Annotated in this window: 12 protein-coding genes; 3 read left to right on the plus strand and 9 right to left on the minus strand. The window is 45.7% G+C overall.

All coding sequences use genetic code 11. The annotated features are described in order from the left end of the window. Positions 1 to 87: 87 nt before the first annotated feature. The 8 genes from B5D63_RS20280 to B5D63_RS20315 form a co-directional block, all read right to left on the minus strand. Positions 88 to 1,173 (minus strand): TlpA disulfide reductase family protein, encoded by a 1,086-nt coding sequence (locus B5D63_RS20280; protein ID WP_078670672.1) that lies wholly within the window; start codon positions 1,171 to 1,173, stop codon positions 88 to 90. A 62-nt stretch (positions 1,174 to 1,235) separates the two neighbouring features. After that, positions 1,236 to 2,723 (minus strand): RagB/SusD family nutrient uptake outer membrane protein, encoded by a 1,488-nt coding sequence (locus tag B5D63_RS20285; protein ID WP_159456091.1) that lies wholly within the window; start codon positions 2,721 to 2,723, stop codon positions 1,236 to 1,238. Between the two features lie 19 nt (positions 2,724 to 2,742). After that, on the minus strand, positions 2,743 to 6,231 hold the full coding sequence (locus B5D63_RS20290) for a SusC/RagA family TonB-linked outer membrane protein (RefSeq protein WP_159456092.1): 3,489 nt from the start codon (positions 6,229 to 6,231) through the stop codon (positions 2,743 to 2,745). Between the two features lie 257 nt (positions 6,232 to 6,488). Beyond that, positions 6,489 to 7,406: a TlpA family protein disulfide reductase gene (locus B5D63_RS20295; protein ID WP_078670675.1), complete on the minus strand. Its 918-nt coding sequence runs from the start codon at positions 7,404 to 7,406 to the stop codon at positions 6,489 to 6,491. 13 nt (positions 7,407 to 7,419) lie between these two features. Continuing rightward, positions 7,420 to 8,583: a FecR family protein gene (locus B5D63_RS20300; RefSeq protein ID WP_078670676.1), complete on the minus strand. Its 1,164-nt coding sequence runs from the start codon at positions 8,581 to 8,583 to the stop codon at positions 7,420 to 7,422. A gap of 163 nt (positions 8,584 to 8,746) precedes the next feature. Next, entirely contained in the window at positions 8,747 to 9,334 is a 588-nt protein-coding gene (locus tag B5D63_RS20305; protein WP_159456093.1) for an RNA polymerase sigma-70 factor, read from the minus strand. 249 nt (positions 9,335 to 9,583) lie between these two features. Continuing rightward, positions 9,584 to 10,138, minus strand: coding sequence for a hypothetical protein (locus B5D63_RS20310; RefSeq protein ID WP_078670678.1), 555 nt, complete (start codon positions 10,136 to 10,138; stop codon positions 9,584 to 9,586). Between the two features lie 12 nt (positions 10,139 to 10,150). Further along, complete coding sequence (locus B5D63_RS20315) at positions 10,151 to 10,975, minus strand: hypothetical protein (RefSeq protein WP_078670679.1); 825 nt, start codon at positions 10,973 to 10,975, stop codon at positions 10,151 to 10,153. Positions 10,976 to 11,178: 203 nt separating this feature from the next. On the opposite strand from B5D63_RS20315, the gene B5D63_RS35325 reads away from it, so the two are divergent. Continuing rightward, complete coding sequence (locus tag B5D63_RS35325) at positions 11,179 to 11,325, plus strand: hypothetical protein (protein ID WP_168875189.1); 147 nt, start codon at positions 11,179 to 11,181, stop codon at positions 11,323 to 11,325. Positions 11,326 to 11,729: 404 nt separating this feature from the next. Here B5D63_RS35325 and B5D63_RS20325 read toward each other — a convergent pair whose 3' ends face one another. Next, positions 11,730 to 12,548: an HAD-IIA family hydrolase gene (locus B5D63_RS20325; protein ID WP_078670681.1), complete on the minus strand. Its 819-nt coding sequence runs from the start codon at positions 12,546 to 12,548 to the stop codon at positions 11,730 to 11,732. A gap of 439 nt (positions 12,549 to 12,987) precedes the next feature. Here B5D63_RS20325 and B5D63_RS20330 point away from each other — a divergent pair, with 439 nt between their 5' ends. Both B5D63_RS20330 and B5D63_RS20335 read left to right on the plus strand, forming a co-directional pair. After that, a complete protein-coding gene (locus tag B5D63_RS20330; RefSeq protein WP_078670682.1) occupies positions 12,988 to 16,419 on the plus strand; it encodes a SusC/RagA family TonB-linked outer membrane protein in 3,432 nt (1,143 codons plus the stop codon). A gap of 34 nt (positions 16,420 to 16,453) precedes the next feature. Then, a complete protein-coding gene (locus tag B5D63_RS20335) occupies positions 16,454 to 18,145 on the plus strand; it encodes a SusD/RagB family nutrient-binding outer membrane lipoprotein (protein WP_078670683.1) in 1,692 nt (563 codons plus the stop codon). The last annotated feature ends 140 nt before the right edge of the window (positions 18,146 to 18,285 follow it).

An 18,285-nucleotide genomic window follows, 5' to 3' on the forward strand; every position in this document is an offset into this window, starting at 1 on the left:
TATATATTTCCTTTTAAATTGTTACGAAGCCATCATAGGCATATTCATTGCCGTTTGTAAGCTGGTATGCCTATGATGGCTTCATCATTATTTGATTAATTCTGCCAGGCGGTCATGGAGCACACCGCCTCTAAGGTCTTTACCCACAATTTTTCCATTGGGATCGATCAATACATTGGAGGGTATACTAGAGATCTCGTAGGCCTTTGCTGCCTTACCCTGATCAGCCTTAAAGTCGCAAACCTGCTTCCACGGCAACTTATCTTCCTTAATGGCTTTTAACCACAACTTTCTGTCAGTATCCAGCGAAACACCCAATACTTTAAAACCTTTATTCTTATACTTTTCGTAGGCGGCTAAAACATTGGGGTTCTCCCGACGACAAGGTACGCACCAGCTGGCCCAAAAATCCACCAAAACATAGTTTCCTCTGTAAGCGCTTAAGGAAACTGGCTTACCTTCAGTATCATTAATGGTAAAGTCAGGAGCCACGACATTTCCGCTTACAAGATCTCTTGCCTTGTCTAATTTCGGTTTCCATTTCAGCACCTTTTCAGATTGCTGCATGCGCTTGCTCAATCCAAGGTACATCGGCCCGACAAGACCAGGATTAATAGCTGCCTGCGTAAAAATATCTAATAGATCAACGCCGACGTAACTGTCGGGATAGTTACGGATCACCTCCCTGGTTGCATCAGCAATAAGCGCCAAACCATCCTTGTTTTTATCTCCAGCTTTTGATCGTTTACCTACCTCACCTCCATAATACTCCCATGCTTTTTGTTCATTTCCCCCACCCGTATAGGACGCCATTCCTTCACGATCAAAGGTTACATGGACGTCACCGTCAAGGTAAAACAGGCCTACATTTTTCATGTTGCCACTTTCGTCAGACAATTTCTGCCGGTCCGGCTTCGCCTTAGAACGCGGCATGATTAAGTTGAGTTCCGCAAGCTGAGGCCTTCCGATCTCACCGCTGAATCCAAATTGTCCATTTTTGATCAGCGCGGTGTCCGATTTGTATTCCCCTCCTTTATCATCAGGCGGGTAAGACATGACCGCTTTAACTGCCTGGTAGCCTGTTGGCAACTGTCCTTTAATGTGATAAGTGGTTTGTGCACTTGACAATACCGGCAACATACAAGCAGTTGCCCAGATCATTAGTTTATTCATATCTCTGTTGAATTTCAAATTGCTGCCTATGTCGGCAGCAATTTGTTAACTGTTATTTTATGCTATGGATTTTCTTCCAAACCGTTGTTTTCATTGAGCATCCGCTCTCCAAATTTAAGCGCGAACCTTTCAGGTTTAAGTTGATACGTGGCGGTCACGATGCCGTTCGGACCGTAAATCCTGTGTGTAAAGTCAATGTGATTGCTGTATACCGGGTCGACAGAAAGACGACGCATATCCAGCCAGCGTAAACCAGTGATGGCGAATTCGCGGATGCGTTCGTCCAAAATAAATTTCACAAGCGCTTGTTGGCTTGCTGCAATGCCGGAAGGAACAAGAGCGGCTGTGCCAGCAATTCGTTTGGCGCGCAAAACTTCCAAATCGGTTACTGCCCCGACGAGGTCATTTGACCTCGCCTTACACTCTGCACGCATTAAATATAAATCAGGTAGCGAGGGTCCGACATTTATTCCATCGAAGAAATTTGTATTCCGCCGTCGCATTCCCAGTGGATATGCTGTAGTCGTAGACAATTTGTAAGGCGAATACAAGTTTAGACGGCTGTCAGTTGGAGCATATAAGGCAGCGGTCTGCGGACTAAAAACAAATGCATTAACAGCTTGAAATTGAAACCAACCTGCATTGATATTATAAATAATTTCTGTATTGTTGGCTGCAATAGGGACATTGGACAGACCGAAAGGGCCTTCCGGAAACCAGGACCCTGTGGCACCTGGATTTTTTGGGTCCAGCACCACTGTATAATCATACAGTTTCATAGGAATTTGAGCCTTTTGAACCTCTAAAAACGCAGCGTCAAGATGTGTTTGGGCTGCGGCGAAATTATTCATCGCTATATAAACCCTTGAAAGGTAAAATTCTGCAGCCAATCTGGAAATCTTGCGGCGATGTGTAAGCACCCCCAAATCAGGCAAAGACTCGGTCAAATCACTGACTACAAGATCATACCCCGCCTGCAAAGTTCCTCTTTTAAAATCCTTTTGATTCACATCTGCCACAGTAAGGTTTGGTATACCCAAATCGGCGCCCGCAGTAGCAGCATTATAGGGTTTGGTGAAATCGGATAGGAACATAAAGTTACAGATTGCCCGCCCCACCCTGGCTTCAGCGAGCAATGCACGTTTCTCCCCTTCGCTTCCGCCTTTAGAATCCATGACTTCATTAATGACTTTATTAAAAAGGTAAAGTTTCCTGATATAGTTCGTTTCCCCTGTAATCTCGCCGGGCAAGTCAGCAGCATTGTATACCCGCGCTTCATACCTGAACAAACGTTGCTGCCGGAGCAAATCAGCGCCATCCAGGTTATTAAAATAAGGTTGCAAGGCAGCCATCTCATCGCCCTCATATACGCCAGCGGTGAACTGGGTTGCCAAATAATTGGCGTTCAATAGCTTCTCATAGTCAGCTGTGGTGACAGCAATCGCCTGACCTTTAGGTACAATTTCCAGGAAATCACGTTTACAGGATATTGGAACGATCAGCACCATCAGCACCAATGAACCTAAAATATATTTTCGAAAAATTTTCATATCCGATTCTATTTGATAATTAAAAACTAATGTGTGCGCCCAGACTGATTGTTCCCTGAGCATCCCGTGTCATCCCTAAAAATTCCGGATCTATGCCGTTTTTATTAGCAGTCCATAACAATAGATTATTCACCTGGAACCGGAAGGAAACACCCTGTGCAAGAATTGACTTTACCAACGTTTGAGGAAGGCTATAGGACAAAGTGATGTCGCGGAGTTTGATATATGCTCCGTTTAAGGCATATCGCTGAGACTGATTAAAGTAACCGATATTGCGGGCACTTGCCAGGTCACCCGAAGGTACATATCTTGGTATATCCGTTCTTTGCTCATCACCCGGGACCTTCCAGCGGTTCAAAAATTCCAATGGCAGCGTATTGGTACCGAGAATAGATTCATTTGTTGCGGGATTGCTGTTGTTGGTGATGGTATAACCTCCGCTGTAAATTATGCTTGCACTCAGATTGAAGGATTTATACTGAAAATTATTCTGAAGCCCACCTGACCAGACGGGTTGGGTAGTACCTGCGTAAAGAATATCTTCCGGTTTAGTTACATTGATTTCGGAGGTCACTGTACCATCTGCAAGTCTGACTTGTGGATCCCCATTAGCATTTAAGCCTCCATAATTGTAAATGAAGAGTGTATATAAAGGATAGCCTACCATCCTTTCCCGCAAAGTCAGTTCATCTCCTGTAACCGGCGGATTCTGACGCAGAACCGTCAATTTGTTTTTATTGTAGCTAAAGGTCAGCCCTGTACTCCAGCTAAAGTCACCCGTACTAATGTTTGTGGAATTCAATCCAATGTCGATCCCTTTATTATCTAAATTACCGTAATTGCCAATTACATTATCATAACCTGATAGTGGCGAAGTGGCCAGTTGACCAATCAGGTCTTCCGTTTTCTTAATATATCCATCAATTGATCCGCTCAACCGGTCTTCAAACATGGAAAAGTCAACACCAACATTGTAAACCTTTGTGCCTTCCCAGGTCAGCCTGGTATTACGGGGGGAACTTAATAAATAGCCCGCTCCCGTCACATAATTAGGGGCACTCTGAGCAATCAGAATATCGTAAGACGCTGCCGCTCCTGCAAAAGGGGCATTACCGGTAATTCCATAGGTCAGACGAACATCCAGTTGACTGAGCCAGGTCGCCGTTTCCATAAATCCTTCACTACCTAAAGCCCATTTACCACCAATGCTGTAAACGGGCCTGTTCTGTGCAGATTTATCCCGCCCGAATAAATTACTCTCATCGATTCTCCAACTAGCATTCAAGGTATATTTCCTATCGAAAGTATAACCCAGGTTAGCAAAATAGGAAGTGGTTCTGGCAATGCGTCCCTCTGAACCTCCAACATTGTTGGGTAATGTTGCCAATCCACTGACCCCATTAATTCCTTCACCTAAACGCGCCAGATCTACCGGCCTTGAAGTTTGCAGCTGATCTTCCCAGCCATAATAAGTAGCAGTTGTAGTAACCGGCGTGCTGCTGGTGGCTTGTTGCCCAGCCATCAGGGTAAACTGATGCTGCTTCCAATCGCGGTTAAACACCAATTGGTTTCTTATTGTCCAGGCCCTGGTGGAGCTGGTTTCGGTAACCAAGCTGCCACCGATTTGTGGAAGGTTGTAAACGGGAGCGACTGTAGCGTCTTCGGCCTGTGTAAATTGTACCACCTGGGTCCTCATTTCATAATTGTCCTGCAGCCTCACTGTCCGTGTATTGGTGTTGCCCAGGTTATAACCATAAGTACCCTGGAAATCCAGTCCTTTCAAAAGGTTCACCTTGACTCCCCCGACCAGTCTGGCAAAAATCCCGTTGCTGCTACTGTAAGCCCTGTCCTGTTCAAGCACTGGATTATAGTCAAGATTGATGCGGCTAAGTGACTGGTAGATGGCCCTGATGGAATCCGGAAGGGGAATATTTTTATAGTTCCCCAAATAATTAATGTTCAAAGGATTACCATTTGCATCCTTGAACATTTGATAAGGAACAATGTTACGGTCGGGCTTATAGGTATTGCTGTTTCTGGTCACCGTATTGGTCAGGTCTGCATTGATGAAAGCCGTTATCCTTTTATTGATGGTCAGGTGGTTGTTCAGATTAATTTTGTACTGATTGTATTGTTCTCCCGGTGTATTGCTTTGCGTCCCAATGTGATTTAATGAGCCATAAAAGGTATGCGCCTTTCCACCTCCGGAAACAGATAAAGTCTGGTTTATCGTACCTGCGTTTCTAACAAAGAGATTTGCCATCTGGCTGGTATTGGAGAGTTTGGCCAGACTGTCCAGTTTAAAATCCGCCTGCGCCTGGGTAATCAGGTTTCGGGCGCGGTCATATTGTATCTGCAGATGAGGCAGGTTTCCAAAGGTACTGTTAACTGTCTCCCAGTCCGGGAAAGATGGAAAAAATTGTGGGAACAGTTCCCTGGAGAGGGCGATAAACTGCTGCGAATTCATTCGCTTTACATAATCAAGGTCCGGACGCCCCTGAAAGGCGTAATAGCCGTCGTAATTGAACGTCAGCCGATTACCTGCTTTTCCTTTTTTTGTGGTAATTACGATGACGCCGTTTGCTGCTTTTGCACCCCAAATGGAGGCTGAAGTTGCATCCTTCAAGATCGTGATATCTTCAACATCCTGCTGGTTGACCTGTTCAATGTTGCCTTCAAATTCAATCCCATCGATTACAATTAAGGGCCTGGTAGTAGTTAACGGGTTGTCGCCGGTTGGCAGAGAGCTCTGGCCGCGTACAAGTAAGCCGCCCGGGCCACGGGTAGTCAAACCCGGAACCAATCCTTCCAAACGCGTTAAAATATTTGGAGTACTGGTCCGGTTAAGCATCACTTTAAGATCTGGTTTCGCAAACGATCCTGCGGCGCGTTCCCGGGATATTTCCTGGTAACCCGTATTGAATTTAACTTCTACTTCCTTCAGGTTGCTGGTTGAAGGAGTCATTTGAATTGTTCCCATGTCATGTGAAGCGGAACGCTGGACCGGCAGGTAACCAACATAACCAATCAGTAGAGTGGCACTGTCTTCCACATTTTGCAAGAAAAATTCTCCATCTTTATTCGTGGTTGTTCTGATCTCGGAATCCTTGATAAACACAGAGGCTCCCGGTAAAGGTTTGCCTTGCTCATCAACCACTATTCCCTTTATATCTATCTTAGTAAACAGGGAAGTGACCTTATCAATAATTGCAGGCATACTTTCCCGGATGGTCACAATTTTACCTTCTATGGTATAGCTGAGTGAAGAGCCAGCCAAAATCTTTTTGAGTGCTTCGTTGATGCCAGCATTTTTCAAGTTGATGTCAACCAGTTTGTTTTTAGAAATTATTTTCCCGTCATAAAAGAAATCATAGCCGCTTTGCGTCCGGATTTCTTTTATCAGCGACTCCAAAGAAGCATTTTTCCGGTTGATGGTGATTTGCTGGCCGAATGAGGAAGCACTGACCTGCATAATAGCTGCTATTAGTATGACGGTGGTAAATCGCATTATCCACATAATTTTAAACCTGAGAGGATTGCGTGCTCCCAGGTAGCTGTTAGAATTTTTGTACATTCGCTTAGTTTGGTTGATCACAGCGTGCCTTGACTTTCCACGGACCAGGCTGCTGTAGTTTACATTTTTAGTAGATTCCAGGCTATACCAGTCCCAACTATGTTGGGACTGGTTCTTTTTCAGGGTTTATGGTAATTTCCCTGCATGTATGGTTGGTTTATGTCTATAGTCAGGCTTAGGCATTCTCTATATTATATCTTAAATAATTCGGCGAGTTTGGCTTCCAGGTCCTTACCATGTAAGTCCATGGCAATAATATTCCCCTTTCGATCAATCAATAGGTTTCTCGGGATCGCAATAATGTTATATCTTTTACTGATCGGCGATTCAAAACCCTTCAGATCACTCAAATTCGTCCAGGTGTAGCCATCAGCCTGCGTTGCTTTCTTCCAGGCTTCGACGTCGGTATCCAGTGATACCGCAATTACATCAAAACCTTTAGATCTGTAGTTGTTGTATATCGGGATCAATTCCCGGCCTTGCGCCCTGCATGGAGCACACCAGCTTGCCCAAAAGTCAATAAACGTATACTTACTTTTTGAAGTAATATTTTTAGAAGCTATCGTATTTCCATCCATGTCAGCCATCTTGAAATCCTCATATTCAAAAGCCACCGTCTTTTCAGATGGTCTGGTCTCTTCTTTTTTAACTGTTGCAGCTTCTTTGCCCTGATCATCCAATTCCAGTGTAAAGTGCTTTTTTGATGGCGGAAGACACATCTGATTGTTACAGGCCATATATTTAATGGTAAAGGCTAAAGTAGTCTTCTTTTCAGACTTCAGTTTGAGTGTCTGTGTAAAGGTTACTCCCTTTGCGTAGTAAGTCAGACTCTCCATGCCTTGCTGCTCATCTCCTTTCTCTTCCATCTCACCAACAAATTCTACATGGTCATCCTCATCAAACAAAAATTCCGTAGGCATTCCCATACCACCTGCTGAACCTTGTGGGTAAATGTGATAGGGTTCCTGGACAGTAGCATGCAATTTGATCTGATATGTTAAGGGCGCAATCTTTGTACTACTGAATTTCCACGAAACCGGATGATTCTCCTGAGCAAAGGTTGAAATGGCGACCAGAGAGATGATTATAAAGGAAAGAAGTCGTCTCATATTTTCTTTTAAATTATTTCATTACATAAATTTTTCGGCCTTCAACCCTGAACTTCACCAATCCTGACGCTTCGATGGACTTCAGCACGGCTGATAGCGGCTGTTGTCTGGATATCCAGCCACCAGACTCCAGGTTGTCTGGAACACCCTGGTCATAGACAACTTCCATGTCATACCATCTGGCAATCTTTCTCATGGCTGTTTTAAATTCAACGTGATTCAGTGCGAAGTCGCCGTTTTTCCAGTCAATAATATTGTCAACTTCAACTTTCTGTACAGACAGCCGCCCTGCGCTTAATAGCGCCTGCTCACCCGGATGGATCTTTTTCTTCTGTCCACCTGTAGTGATGCTGACAGACCCTTTAAGTAGTGTTGTGGCCACCACAGGCTCATCTGCATACGCATTGACATTAAACTGGGTGCCGAGCACTTCAATCTGCTGATCTTTGCTTTGGACAATGAATGGGTGCGCCTGGTCCCTGGTGATGCTGAAATAGGCTTCTCCTTCAAGTTGAACGGAGCGCTTCCCATCACTTAATAGGTCTGGCGTGTAGCTAAGGCTGGAAGCAGCATTCAGCCAGACATCGGATCCATCTGGCAGGCGGACCTGGTAGGTTTCGCCGTTGGCAGTAGATAGTTTATTGATCCCTCTGTGCCCGGAATTTCCTTTGATCTCATATACCAGCTGCCCTGTGGGCGACTTACTGATCACTACGCCAGCCTCCGCCGCCAGTTTACCAGTGGCCGCATCAGAAAGCCTGATGGTCCTTCCATTAGAAAGGGTGAGCGTCGCGCTGTTCATGCCGGGTGCACCATGTGTCTGATTTCCCGGCTCCATAGCAGCTTTAAATTTATGGGGAGTAAAGAACAGAGAAATGCCCAGAGCGATGATACCGACGGCGGCGGCGGCAATGGCGATTCGCGGAAAAAGCCTTACCCTCCGTGCCTTGGGCAGCGGCTGACTAATAATCCTGCCGAATAACTGGTCCGCCTTATTTTCCGGCAAAAAAACCATCGCATCCTCAGTTAATTCATTCCAGTGTCTTTCCATTCGCTCGTCCAGCATATCTTCTCTACCGGTATCAAGTACGAGCAGCCGAAACTCCTCCAGCTCCTGTGGAGACATCTTTTTTTCCAAATATCGCTTGTACAGTGCGTCAATGTTATTGGTATCCATATAATAGAAGAACCGTCTGGCGGCTTATTTCCTATATAGACACCTGAGCACCTAAGTTCGAGGTACAGGGTTCGAAGATTTTTTAAAAAAATATTTATGGCCGGTTTAAAAAGCCGCCTTTGCCTGGAAAGCTCGCCAGAGAAGGAATTAACCCGGAAAATAATCAGATCAGCTTTAATATAATCAGAATTGCTGCTATATCAGTATTAGCTTTGACGAAAGTGCGCACGGACCTTAGTGCACGTTTAACATGGGTTTGTACGGTCAAAGGGGCAAGGTTCAGTTGTTGTGCGGCCTCCTCATATTTTAGTCCTCTTTGCTGACATAATATATAGGCCTCTTTCTGTTGCTTGGGTAGGGATTCAATGGCACGGTTGAGTATTTCGCGTACATCCCGAATAAGAATTTCATCTTCAATCTCAGTATTCTCCTCTTTCCATTCCTTGCCAAGGGCTTTTTCTACCCTCCCTTCGAGCACAAGCCTGCGTAGTACATTTAAAGATCGGTGTTTCGTTGTCGTCCGCAGATAGGACTCCAGGTTTCCTATTTCAAGGATGCGGTCGCCCATGAGCCAGAGCTTTAAAAAAACATCCTGCACCATTTCCTCGGCTTCTGTCTCTGAGTGCAGCAACTGTAAAGCGTAGGTGTATACCTTCTTGCCGTAAGTATCATAGATCATACGGAAAGCCTTTTGATCTCGCCGAGCAACATCAGCTAAAAGCCTTCCATTGTCTTTAAGGTAACCACCCATTGCCATCGATTTCGCTAATAAAAACCTAGATTGATCAGCAATGATAATTATAATTCCGGAGTAATACAATAATCCGCAATTTATGAACCGTTCAGTTCCCCGGTAAGTGTTAACCTGTGAACAATCGGATTTATATAGGCACCATCGAAGCTTTGACCCACTCTATGGTTTCATAGGTGTACAAACAGATAAAAACAAAAAATATTACTATTTGTAATTCATTGGAATTTATACAAGAATCCCTGACTTTTACGGCATAACAAACGGATTCTCCGCAAAAAATCCATCAAAAAGGAAATGATAAATTGAATAGGGATGTGTATGGATATCATCGACTGTTTTACTATATGGAACAGCCCCGGCAACACCATTATTGAATAGTTGAATGTGGTTAACATACCTGTGCTCAGGAAAAAATTTCTCAATTTCCAAAGCGATTCTTTCAATAACCGGCTTCATATTCCCGAAAACTACATGGTTTTCAAGAGATACAGAATCTATTGGATAAACTTTTCTACACTGAGCAATAGCTGTTTGACTTAAGACCCGATAAAAATCATGAATATAATATGTGTAACAATTACACAAAAGAGGTATTGTAAACATTACCAGTGTTCTCCGGTTCAGGTCTCCAGAATTATCCTCCTCGTAGAGAGAGCCCATTGAATAACACGGAAATTGTCGCGATGACAAGTCGACAACTTCATAATCACCTGCTGAAACTCTAATGGAGTCCAGCAGCGTAGAACCGGCAGTCTGCTCGCCAGCTATCATTGCGCTTATCTTCTTTTCAATTATCTCCATAATTCGTTTCTCCTATTGGCTCATTATCGTAAGCTTCCAGGTTTCGATATTATTTTGTTCTCTTTCTAAACTGACACGAAAAAATTTGTTGTTATAGGTATATGGTTTTGGTATCCCAACTGCTTTGATTAGCCCTGGAGGCGTAGTCAAATTTAAAGCACCAAATGTTTTCTCTGTGGTAGCCTTGAACTTTGATATGGCAGCATTACGCTCCGTTGAGTTGAATATATTCAGGACGAGTGTGAGTTTCTCAGCATAAGTTTCATGGTTACTTTCTAAGTAATATGCCAGGTTGTTGTCAAGGCCGTTAACAGAAGAAGCCGTACCAAACCTATAATAGTCAGTAATACTCATAAATCCTCCGAGATCGTCGCTCCTCCAGCTGCCAAGTTCTCCAATCCCGTTTTTAGAAAGCTCTGTCCTTAAACCATTTACATTGTTAAATACTGCGATTTTTGAAGCCCCCTGTTTTGCGGGGGCTATGGAACCAAATTTAATCAACATGTCTGTTGGCACCCAGCCGATGTAAGTATCGGTGAGCCAATCCGGTTCAATTACTTTCACTTTGCTATATTTCTTGCAGGTCTCCAGAACGGATAGTTTACAGGATTTATCAAGTTCACAGTATTTGGTTGCCTTTACAAGGGAGGTTGCCTTTACATTGATAAGTTTTTTTGATGAAGCGGAGGGAGAAACCAATAGATCAATATTTTCTTTTACGGTGAAGTATTTTTCTTCTTTTTGTATGCTTTCTGTTTGTTTTTCATCTTTGGGGCCGGGGCCTTCACAAGAAAAGCATACAATCGTCAACAGGATTAGGTTTAAAATTTGTTTCATAATGAATTTATAGGAAGGTCAATATATCCCCGCTCAGTTTTGTATCTGAATTTCAGATTTCGTTCAGAGATGTACAAAGTCATGTTCAGTATGCTAATGTATTAACTAAACGGGTATTGACTTTCCGGGAACCCGTAAATTGCTGGCCTGTAATAGTCGTATATTCGGATACATTCAATTAACTATTCAAAACAGGTAATCTCATGAAAAAGTTTGAAGCAATCAAGCCAGGCCCGAAGCCTAAAACAGACGAAGGAAAAGATGATAAAAGAAGAAGAGTTCTTCCGGAAACCAAACCTAAACATCCGGATTTAAAGCCACACAAGCATAAACCTGGTGAATCGCGATGAATGGTCATTTAAAGCGCGATTGATTGGCTAATCCCCCGTCAATGACAGGAAGTATTTAACAGATAAGGCAAACTACAAAAGGTTTACCTTATCTGTACCAAAATGTTCAGTATTCATATTCACTATTTGAGCAGGCAATTATTACAGTTTACTTAAATTGCCGATGGTGGATTTTAGCATCGCAGGCGATATCATGAAGCCCCAGGATATCTGGGAATAGTGTTTAGAAAAAAATTAACATATCATTATCATGATGAAATTTCCAGACCAAGCCCCATCTTTCAACGTAACTTAACGTTAAGGTTAACCCTAAAAAAGCCGGCGGCATCGTTCGCACCGGCTTCACTTCAAACAATATGTAACCATCAGGCCAAAGTCTGATGGTTACAAGTTCCCTCATCCGTTTAATATTCATTTGTTACGAGTACCGGCGTTCCCATCACCCGCATAAACAGCTCTTCCTCCAACAAGTCTTTAATAGACCGGATCACAAAATCGGGGGAATAGCCGAAATGTGCCAGGTCTTCTTCCCGGGTCACTCCTGTTAAGGTAAGTACCGTAGTGAAACCCATGGAGCCTGCCCCCAGGATATCCGTTCCCATGGTATCCCCTATCATCACTGTTTCATCTGTGGTGAGCTGCAACGCTTTTCTCGCCATGCGCATCATCACCGGGCTTGGTTTTCCCACGCTGAAAGCTTTGATGCCCGTGGCAAATTCCAGCATGGCTACCAATGCGCCACAGCCTACCCGGTACTTCCCCCCGCCCATCGGGCAATTGGGGTCCAGGTTGGTGGCGATGAGCTTAGCGCCCTTCATGATCATATTAATAGCCTTGTCCACAGATTCCAGCATGATCGTTCTGCCTTCGCCGATGATCACATAGTCCGGCTGGTCATCTACAATAGAATAACCCGCATTATGCAGTTCTGTCAGCAGGCCGCCCTCACCAATCACGTAGGCGGTACCGTTTTCCTTCCGGGATGCCAGGTACCTGGCTGTTGCCATGGCACAGGTAAAAATATCCGTATCATTTACCCTAAAACCCATTTTATTCAGCTTGTAACAAACATCCCTGCTGGTCCTCTGGCTGTTGTTGGTGAGGAAGAGGAAAGGTAACCCTTTGTCTCTGAGCCCGTTAATAAATTCTACCGCTCCGGGAATGGGTTCACTGCCTTTATAGATTACGCCATCCATGTCGATTAAAAATCCCTTTTTTTTCATAGCAATCAGATGTTTGGTTAATTATATGCGATTAGTAAATAAGCAAATGCTATCAGAAAAAATATGGAATAAATAAAGGCAGGATGGAATGTATAAAGGCAGAAAGACGGATACACTGTTGCAGATACAGGCGTCTTGCCTTAAAGATAATTATTAAATCCGGATTGTTTTATTTATTTTCAAAAGAGTGAGCAATTGCTGCCGTTCCATCAGTGACAATGACGATGAACATTAATGGATACCGTTTGTTATATATAGTACGGTAGCGAGATCTGTAAAAAACCAATAAGAATTCCTTCTTTCCTCCGGCGTAGTGTTATCCTGCAGTTTTCCTATACTTAAAACATTACCGTAAATCTCCCTTATGAACACAGTAAACCGATAGCACGCAAATCAGTACGCTTATAGTCTTTTATTATCAACCATCAAAATTAAATGTATGTGGACATGTTCACACGCCTGCAGATCCGGGGCAGTAGTATTGTATCTGTTACTTTACTGGAGCACCGTTATGGCGCAGACCAGCAAAATCATCGGGAAAGTCAGCTCTGTCAGGGGCGAACCCATTCCAGGGGTATCCATTATGCTGAAGGACTCCAAAACCGGGGCTGTAACGGATGCCCAGGGTAACTACATCATCACCGCGCCCGGTAATGGTACCCTGATATTCAACGCCATCGGCTTCCTTAAACAGGAGGTACCTATCAACAACCGGAGTATTGTGAATGTAACAGTCACAGAGGATAACAAACAACTCGGGGAGGTGGTCGTAACAGCGCTGGGGGTCACCAAGACGAAAAAAAGCCTGGGATACGCCACCACTGAAATCAAAGGCGCCGACCTCGCCGTTACCAACGAGGTAAACCCGGTAAATGCCCTGCAGGGCAAAGTGGCCGGCGTGCAGATCGACCAGGGCGGCGGCGGACTCTTCGGCAGCTCCAAAATTGTGATCCGCGGTAACTCCACGCTGGGCACCAATAACCAGCCCATATTTGTGATAGATGGGGTGATCGTGGAAAACAATACCTTCAACGGCACGGGCCGTGACTTTGGTAACGACCTGAAAAACCTCAACATGGAAGACTTTGAATCCGTTACCGTGCTGAAAGGCTCTTCTGCTGCAGCGTTGTACGGCTCCAGGGCTATCAATGGCGTCATCCTCATCACCAGTAAAAAAGGGCGGGAACGGAAAGGAATAGGCGTTAACGTTAGCCAGACGTTCAACACCTTCCGGCCCTACGCCGGCCCGGACTTTCAGAATGAATTCGGAGGCGGTACCGTAGGTTATTTCTTTACCGACAACCGCGACCCCAATTATAAATCGGATGAACGCTGGCGCACCAAGGTATTCCCCACAGATCCCTCCACCGGCAAGCCTTATATAGACAGACAGGTAGGACGCGAGCTGGAAAACTGGGGTCCCCGTTTCGCCGGACAGGAAGTGCTGAATTACGATGGCACCCCCACTAAATACGTAGCGCAGCCCGATAACTTCATGGATGCATTCCAGAACGGACGCGGCTCCGCCACCAATATTGCGCTTGACGGCGGCAACGACAGGTCCACCTTCAGGGTGTCTTATACCCGCGACCAAAGCCAGGGGATCGTCGCTAAAAACAGCCTGTTAAAGAACAGCTTCGATGTACGGGTCACGCATACCATCAACAGGTTCCTCAGTGCGGATGTAAGCGCCAATTACACCGACTTTGCCGGTAAAAACCCGCCCCGCCTCGGCGGACTTGACGCTTTCGCTTCCTATAACTTCGGAAAACTGTTTTCATGGATCCTTCCCCGTAACTATGACACGAAATACTGGATGCAGAAAGCCCACTACACCAGCGTATTCGGAGGAGCGCCCAATCCGGCAGACCCCAATGAACCCAACAAAGCGCCGGAATCGCGCTTCTGGTTCAGCCTATTCGAAAATGAATACCTGCAGAATGAACAAACCATCCGCGGACGCATAGCCCTTACCGCTACCATAACACCCTGGGCTAAACTGTTACTGGAAGGCAATGTGAACAACCTGTATACCAAGAATGAAAACAAGGAACTGGGACAAAGCCCCGATTTCAAAGGCGGTCTTTATGGACTCGGACATACCAGCAAGGAAAGCTATTTCCTCAAATGGATGCTGATGATCAATAAAACCCTTATGAAAGACCTGGAGCTGAGCGGTTATGTTGGCGGTGAAACCCAGCGTTTCCAGACCACCTTTAACTACAGCGAAACCGTAGGCGGACTGAACTATCCGGGCCAGTTTTTCCTGGGTAATTCTGCACAAAAAATGGAACCCAAAGGCGGACTTAAAACCAAAAAAGCCTTTAACTCCCTTTATGCCAGCGCCGATCTGGCCTGGAGAAACCAGCTGTTCCTGCAGGCCACTTTCCGGGGCGACTGGTCCTCTGCACTGGCCTATACCAATGGCGGCGGCAACTTTTTTTACAATTACCCGGCCGTTAGCTTATCATGGCTGTTCTCTGAAACCTTCAAACTGCCTTCATGGATCAGTTACGGAAAGTTGAGAGGCAACGTTGCAGCACTGGGTAACGATACCGATCCGTTCACCATCAACCCGGGATTCACCTTCAATGGCTTCACTTCGTCCAATGGGACCGATATTCCTATGTCCACCTATAGCCGCTACCGTGACCCGCTCACCGGCAAGCTGATGGTAATACAGCCCAACCTGCGGCCACAACGGAAAATAGCCAAGGAATTAGGCGTTGAAATGCGTTTCCTGCAAAACAGGATCGGCTTTGACTTATCCGTATACCAGGACAACACCAGGGACCAGATCCTGGACGTAGCCACCCCTCCGGAAAGCGGACAGGATGGAATTATCATCAACGCAGGAAATATCCAGAACAGGGGACTTGAACTGATGATTGACGGAACACCGGTTAAAACAAAGAACTTCGAATGGAGCACCAACCTCAATTATTCCTTCAACCGCAACCTTATTAAAGATTTATACCCCGGACGGACAGAATACGACCTGGGAGCCAATATCGGCGAAATCAGCACCTGGGCGGTAGTAGGCAAGTCATATGGCGTATTACGCACACTGATTCATTCCAGTCCATACCAGGCCAAAGATGCCAATGGCAACGCGGTAGATGACCCCAACAATGGCAAACCGGTACTGGCCTGGCGCTCTGATGCCCGTGCCGCATTCCCTGCCCGTAGCAATACCTGGCAGGATGTGGGCGATATCAATGCCAAATTCAGGGCAGGCTGGGGCAACACCTTCCGATATAAAGGCTTTTCCCTGAATGTATTGCTGGATGCTAAAATAGGAGGCGATTTTGTACTCCTCACCTACCGCTACGGCACCCACACCGGCGTGTTCCCCAATACCCTGGCAGGACGGGATGCCGCCACCGGCGGTATTACCTGGACCAGCAAATACGATGGCCAGACCTACGACGATGGCCTGATCCCGGATGGCGTATTCCCGAAAGGCCAGATGATAACACAGCCCGACGGATCACAGGTGGACGTAGGCGGCATGAGCTATGCACAGGCTTACGAAAAAGGATATGTAGAACCTACCCATGCTCCGCAGTTTTACTACCGCTATGGCTCTTCCTCCACCGGGGTGGCCGATTACTGGATCAAAAAGAATACCTGGGTATCATTACGGCAGGTATCGCTGGCCTACCAGTTCCCGGCCAGTATCTGCAAAAAACTGATGCTGAATAACCTGAGCGTGGCAGTTGTAGGCCGCGACCTGTTGTACCTCTACAACAGTCTTCCTTACAACTATAACCCTGCTTCCAACAACTCCAACAACACCGCCTATTCCGGTGAAGAAGGATTTTTACCAATGATCCGGTCAATTGCAGGTACGATCAGGGTAGGATTCTGATAAACAGTTTGTTGCAACATCAAAAAAAGAGATCATGAAAAACATACAACACCGATATATAAAGGTTTGCATAGCGCTGGCCCTGCTGGGCGCCGGGTCCTGTTCCAAGAATTTTGGCGATATCAACACAGACCCTAGCCTGGTGAGCAAACCGGATGTAAAATTCCTGCTCAGCTATTCGGAAGACAAGATCTTCACCTACCAGGGCACCGAATGGGTATGGGAAAGCATGGAACAGCTGATGCGCTTTACACAACATGTAACTTCCAGCCCGTACGAAATTACCAACAACGTCAATACGCGGTATAATACCTATTACCTCCAGGTACTACCCAACCTGAACGAAATCAGACGGCAGGTGGATGCTATGCCCGATAAGGAAAAATATCAGAAAATAAAGGTAGTTACCAATATCCTGATGGTGCTGCACGGTATTAAGGTTACAGACATGAATGGGTCCATCCCCTTTAGCGAGGCAGTAAGAGGGCGGTATGAACAAAAGTATAATCCGGTGTACGATGAGCAGCAGGCACTTTTCGCCAACTGGCTGGGACAGCTCAATGAGGCTATTAAAGTACTGTCTGATAATTCAATGGTAGCGCAAGCGGTTTACGGACCATCCGATATTTTTTACCAGAGCGACTGGGTGAAATGGGTAAAACTGGCCAATACGCTTAAACTTCGTATAGCCGCCAGGCTGGAAAATGCAGACAAGGCAAAATGTCAGGCCATCTTCCAGGAAGTTATGAAAGATGCTATCGGCCCCATCAGCGACTATGATTCGCAGGTCAGGTATGTTAATGCTACCTATGTTCCTTTCGGGACCGGGGGAGATATTGATTACCGCAGCCGCAGATATGCCAGTACTTCGATTATGAATTTCCTGAAGAAAACCAATGATCCCCGGTTACCGGTATACTTCGAAAAAAATGACCTGGTAGGCAGTTATAAAGATTCACTGGCCAAATACCAGGTATCACTTCCTGCATTCATTGATCCGAACGATCCGCTGATCATGTACCAGGGAGGACCAGCCGACTGGACCACCAATCCCGATGTGGCATCCTATATAGGGAACCCGCTACCTGTAAGCCAGTTCACCAAATACTCCCTGATCTCTGCTATCAACCGCAGGTTTTTCTCTCCTCAACTAAACCAGGCAACCGGTAAGTTCCTGGATGTTGCCGTTACCCACGCAGAAACCTGTTTCTATATAGCTGAGTTTATCCAGAAAGGTTATGCCGGTGGCGTGGACACCAAAGGCAGTGCGGAAGACTGGTACAAAAAAGGAGTTACCTCTTCGATACAGACCATGAATGCCATAGCAGTAGCCGCAGGCTCCACCACTGCCTATTCCGGCGATGGACAAACAGAGATCAACAACTACCTGGCTAATCCATTGGTGAAATTCAATGGCGTCAATAACCTGGAAAGGATTTATATCCAGCAATTTCTGGGGATGTACCGGCAGCCCAACGAAGCCTATGTATTTTGCAGACGTACCGGGTATCCCAAAACCGGCTCGGCTTACTATGGCAGGGAACCATTCAACGAGTTGATCCCCCGCCGCTTCTGGCTGATAGATCCCGGAGAAGTGAACAGGGCTAACTGGTCGGCCGCCATGCAGCAGCAGGGATTCACACCCAATGCGCAGGACTTGCCTACCCTGAGTTCACAGCGCATCTGGTACGATAAAGCCGCTCCTGATTTCGGAAAGGGGCAGTAACATCAAAAGAAGCACTTACAATCAAACGTAAGTGCTTCTTTTTTTTGTATCCTCCAGCAGTAAAGTGACGTTGTCAAAATTCGTCGGGCGTTGAAAAGCCGGAAGAAACTGAGAAAAAACATGAATTCAGGCTTACACAG

Origin of the sequence: Chitinophaga eiseniae (assembly GCF_900167135.1) — a bacterium.
Taxonomy (GTDB): Bacteria; Bacteroidota; Bacteroidia; order Chitinophagales; family Chitinophagaceae; genus Chitinophaga; species Chitinophaga eiseniae.

What these genes read in the sequence shown, in the direction of transcription:
- B5D63_RS20280 (WP_078670672.1), bottom strand. Translation starts at nt 1,173, where the DNA reads ATGAATAAACTAATGATCTGGGCAACTGCTTGTATGTTGCCGGTATTG.
- B5D63_RS20285 (WP_159456091.1), bottom strand. Translation starts at nt 2,723, where the DNA reads ATGAAAATTTTTCGAAAATATATTTTAGGTTCATTGGTGCTGATGGTG.
- B5D63_RS20290 (WP_159456092.1), bottom strand. Translation starts at nt 6,231, where the DNA reads ATGCGATTTACCACCGTCATACTAATAGCAGCTATTATGCAGGTCAGT.
- B5D63_RS20295 (WP_078670675.1), bottom strand. Translation starts at nt 7,406, where the DNA reads ATGAGACGACTTCTTTCCTTTATAATCATCTCTCTGGTCGCCATTTCA.
- B5D63_RS20300 (WP_078670676.1), bottom strand. Translation starts at nt 8,583, where the DNA reads ATGGATACCAATAACATTGACGCACTGTACAAGCGATATTTGGAAAAA.
- B5D63_RS20305 (WP_159456093.1), bottom strand. Translation starts at nt 9,334, where the DNA reads ATGGGTGGTTACCTTAAAGACAATGGAAGGCTTTTAGCTGATGTTGCT.
- B5D63_RS20310 (WP_078670678.1), bottom strand. Translation starts at nt 10,138, where the DNA reads ATGGAGATAATTGAAAAGAAGATAAGCGCAATGATAGCTGGCGAGCAG.
- B5D63_RS20315 (WP_078670679.1), bottom strand. Translation starts at nt 10,975, where the DNA reads ATGAAACAAATTTTAAACCTAATCCTGTTGACGATTGTATGCTTTTCT.
- B5D63_RS35325 (WP_168875189.1), top strand. Translation starts at nt 11,179, where the DNA reads ATGAAAAAGTTTGAAGCAATCAAGCCAGGCCCGAAGCCTAAAACAGAC.
- B5D63_RS20325 (WP_078670681.1), bottom strand. Translation starts at nt 12,548, where the DNA reads ATGAAAAAAAAGGGATTTTTAATCGACATGGATGGCGTAATCTATAAA.
- B5D63_RS20330 (WP_078670682.1), top strand. Translation starts at nt 12,988, where the DNA reads ATGTGGACATGTTCACACGCCTGCAGATCCGGGGCAGTAGTATTGTAT.
- B5D63_RS20335 (WP_078670683.1), top strand. Translation starts at nt 16,454, where the DNA reads ATGAAAAACATACAACACCGATATATAAAGGTTTGCATAGCGCTGGCC.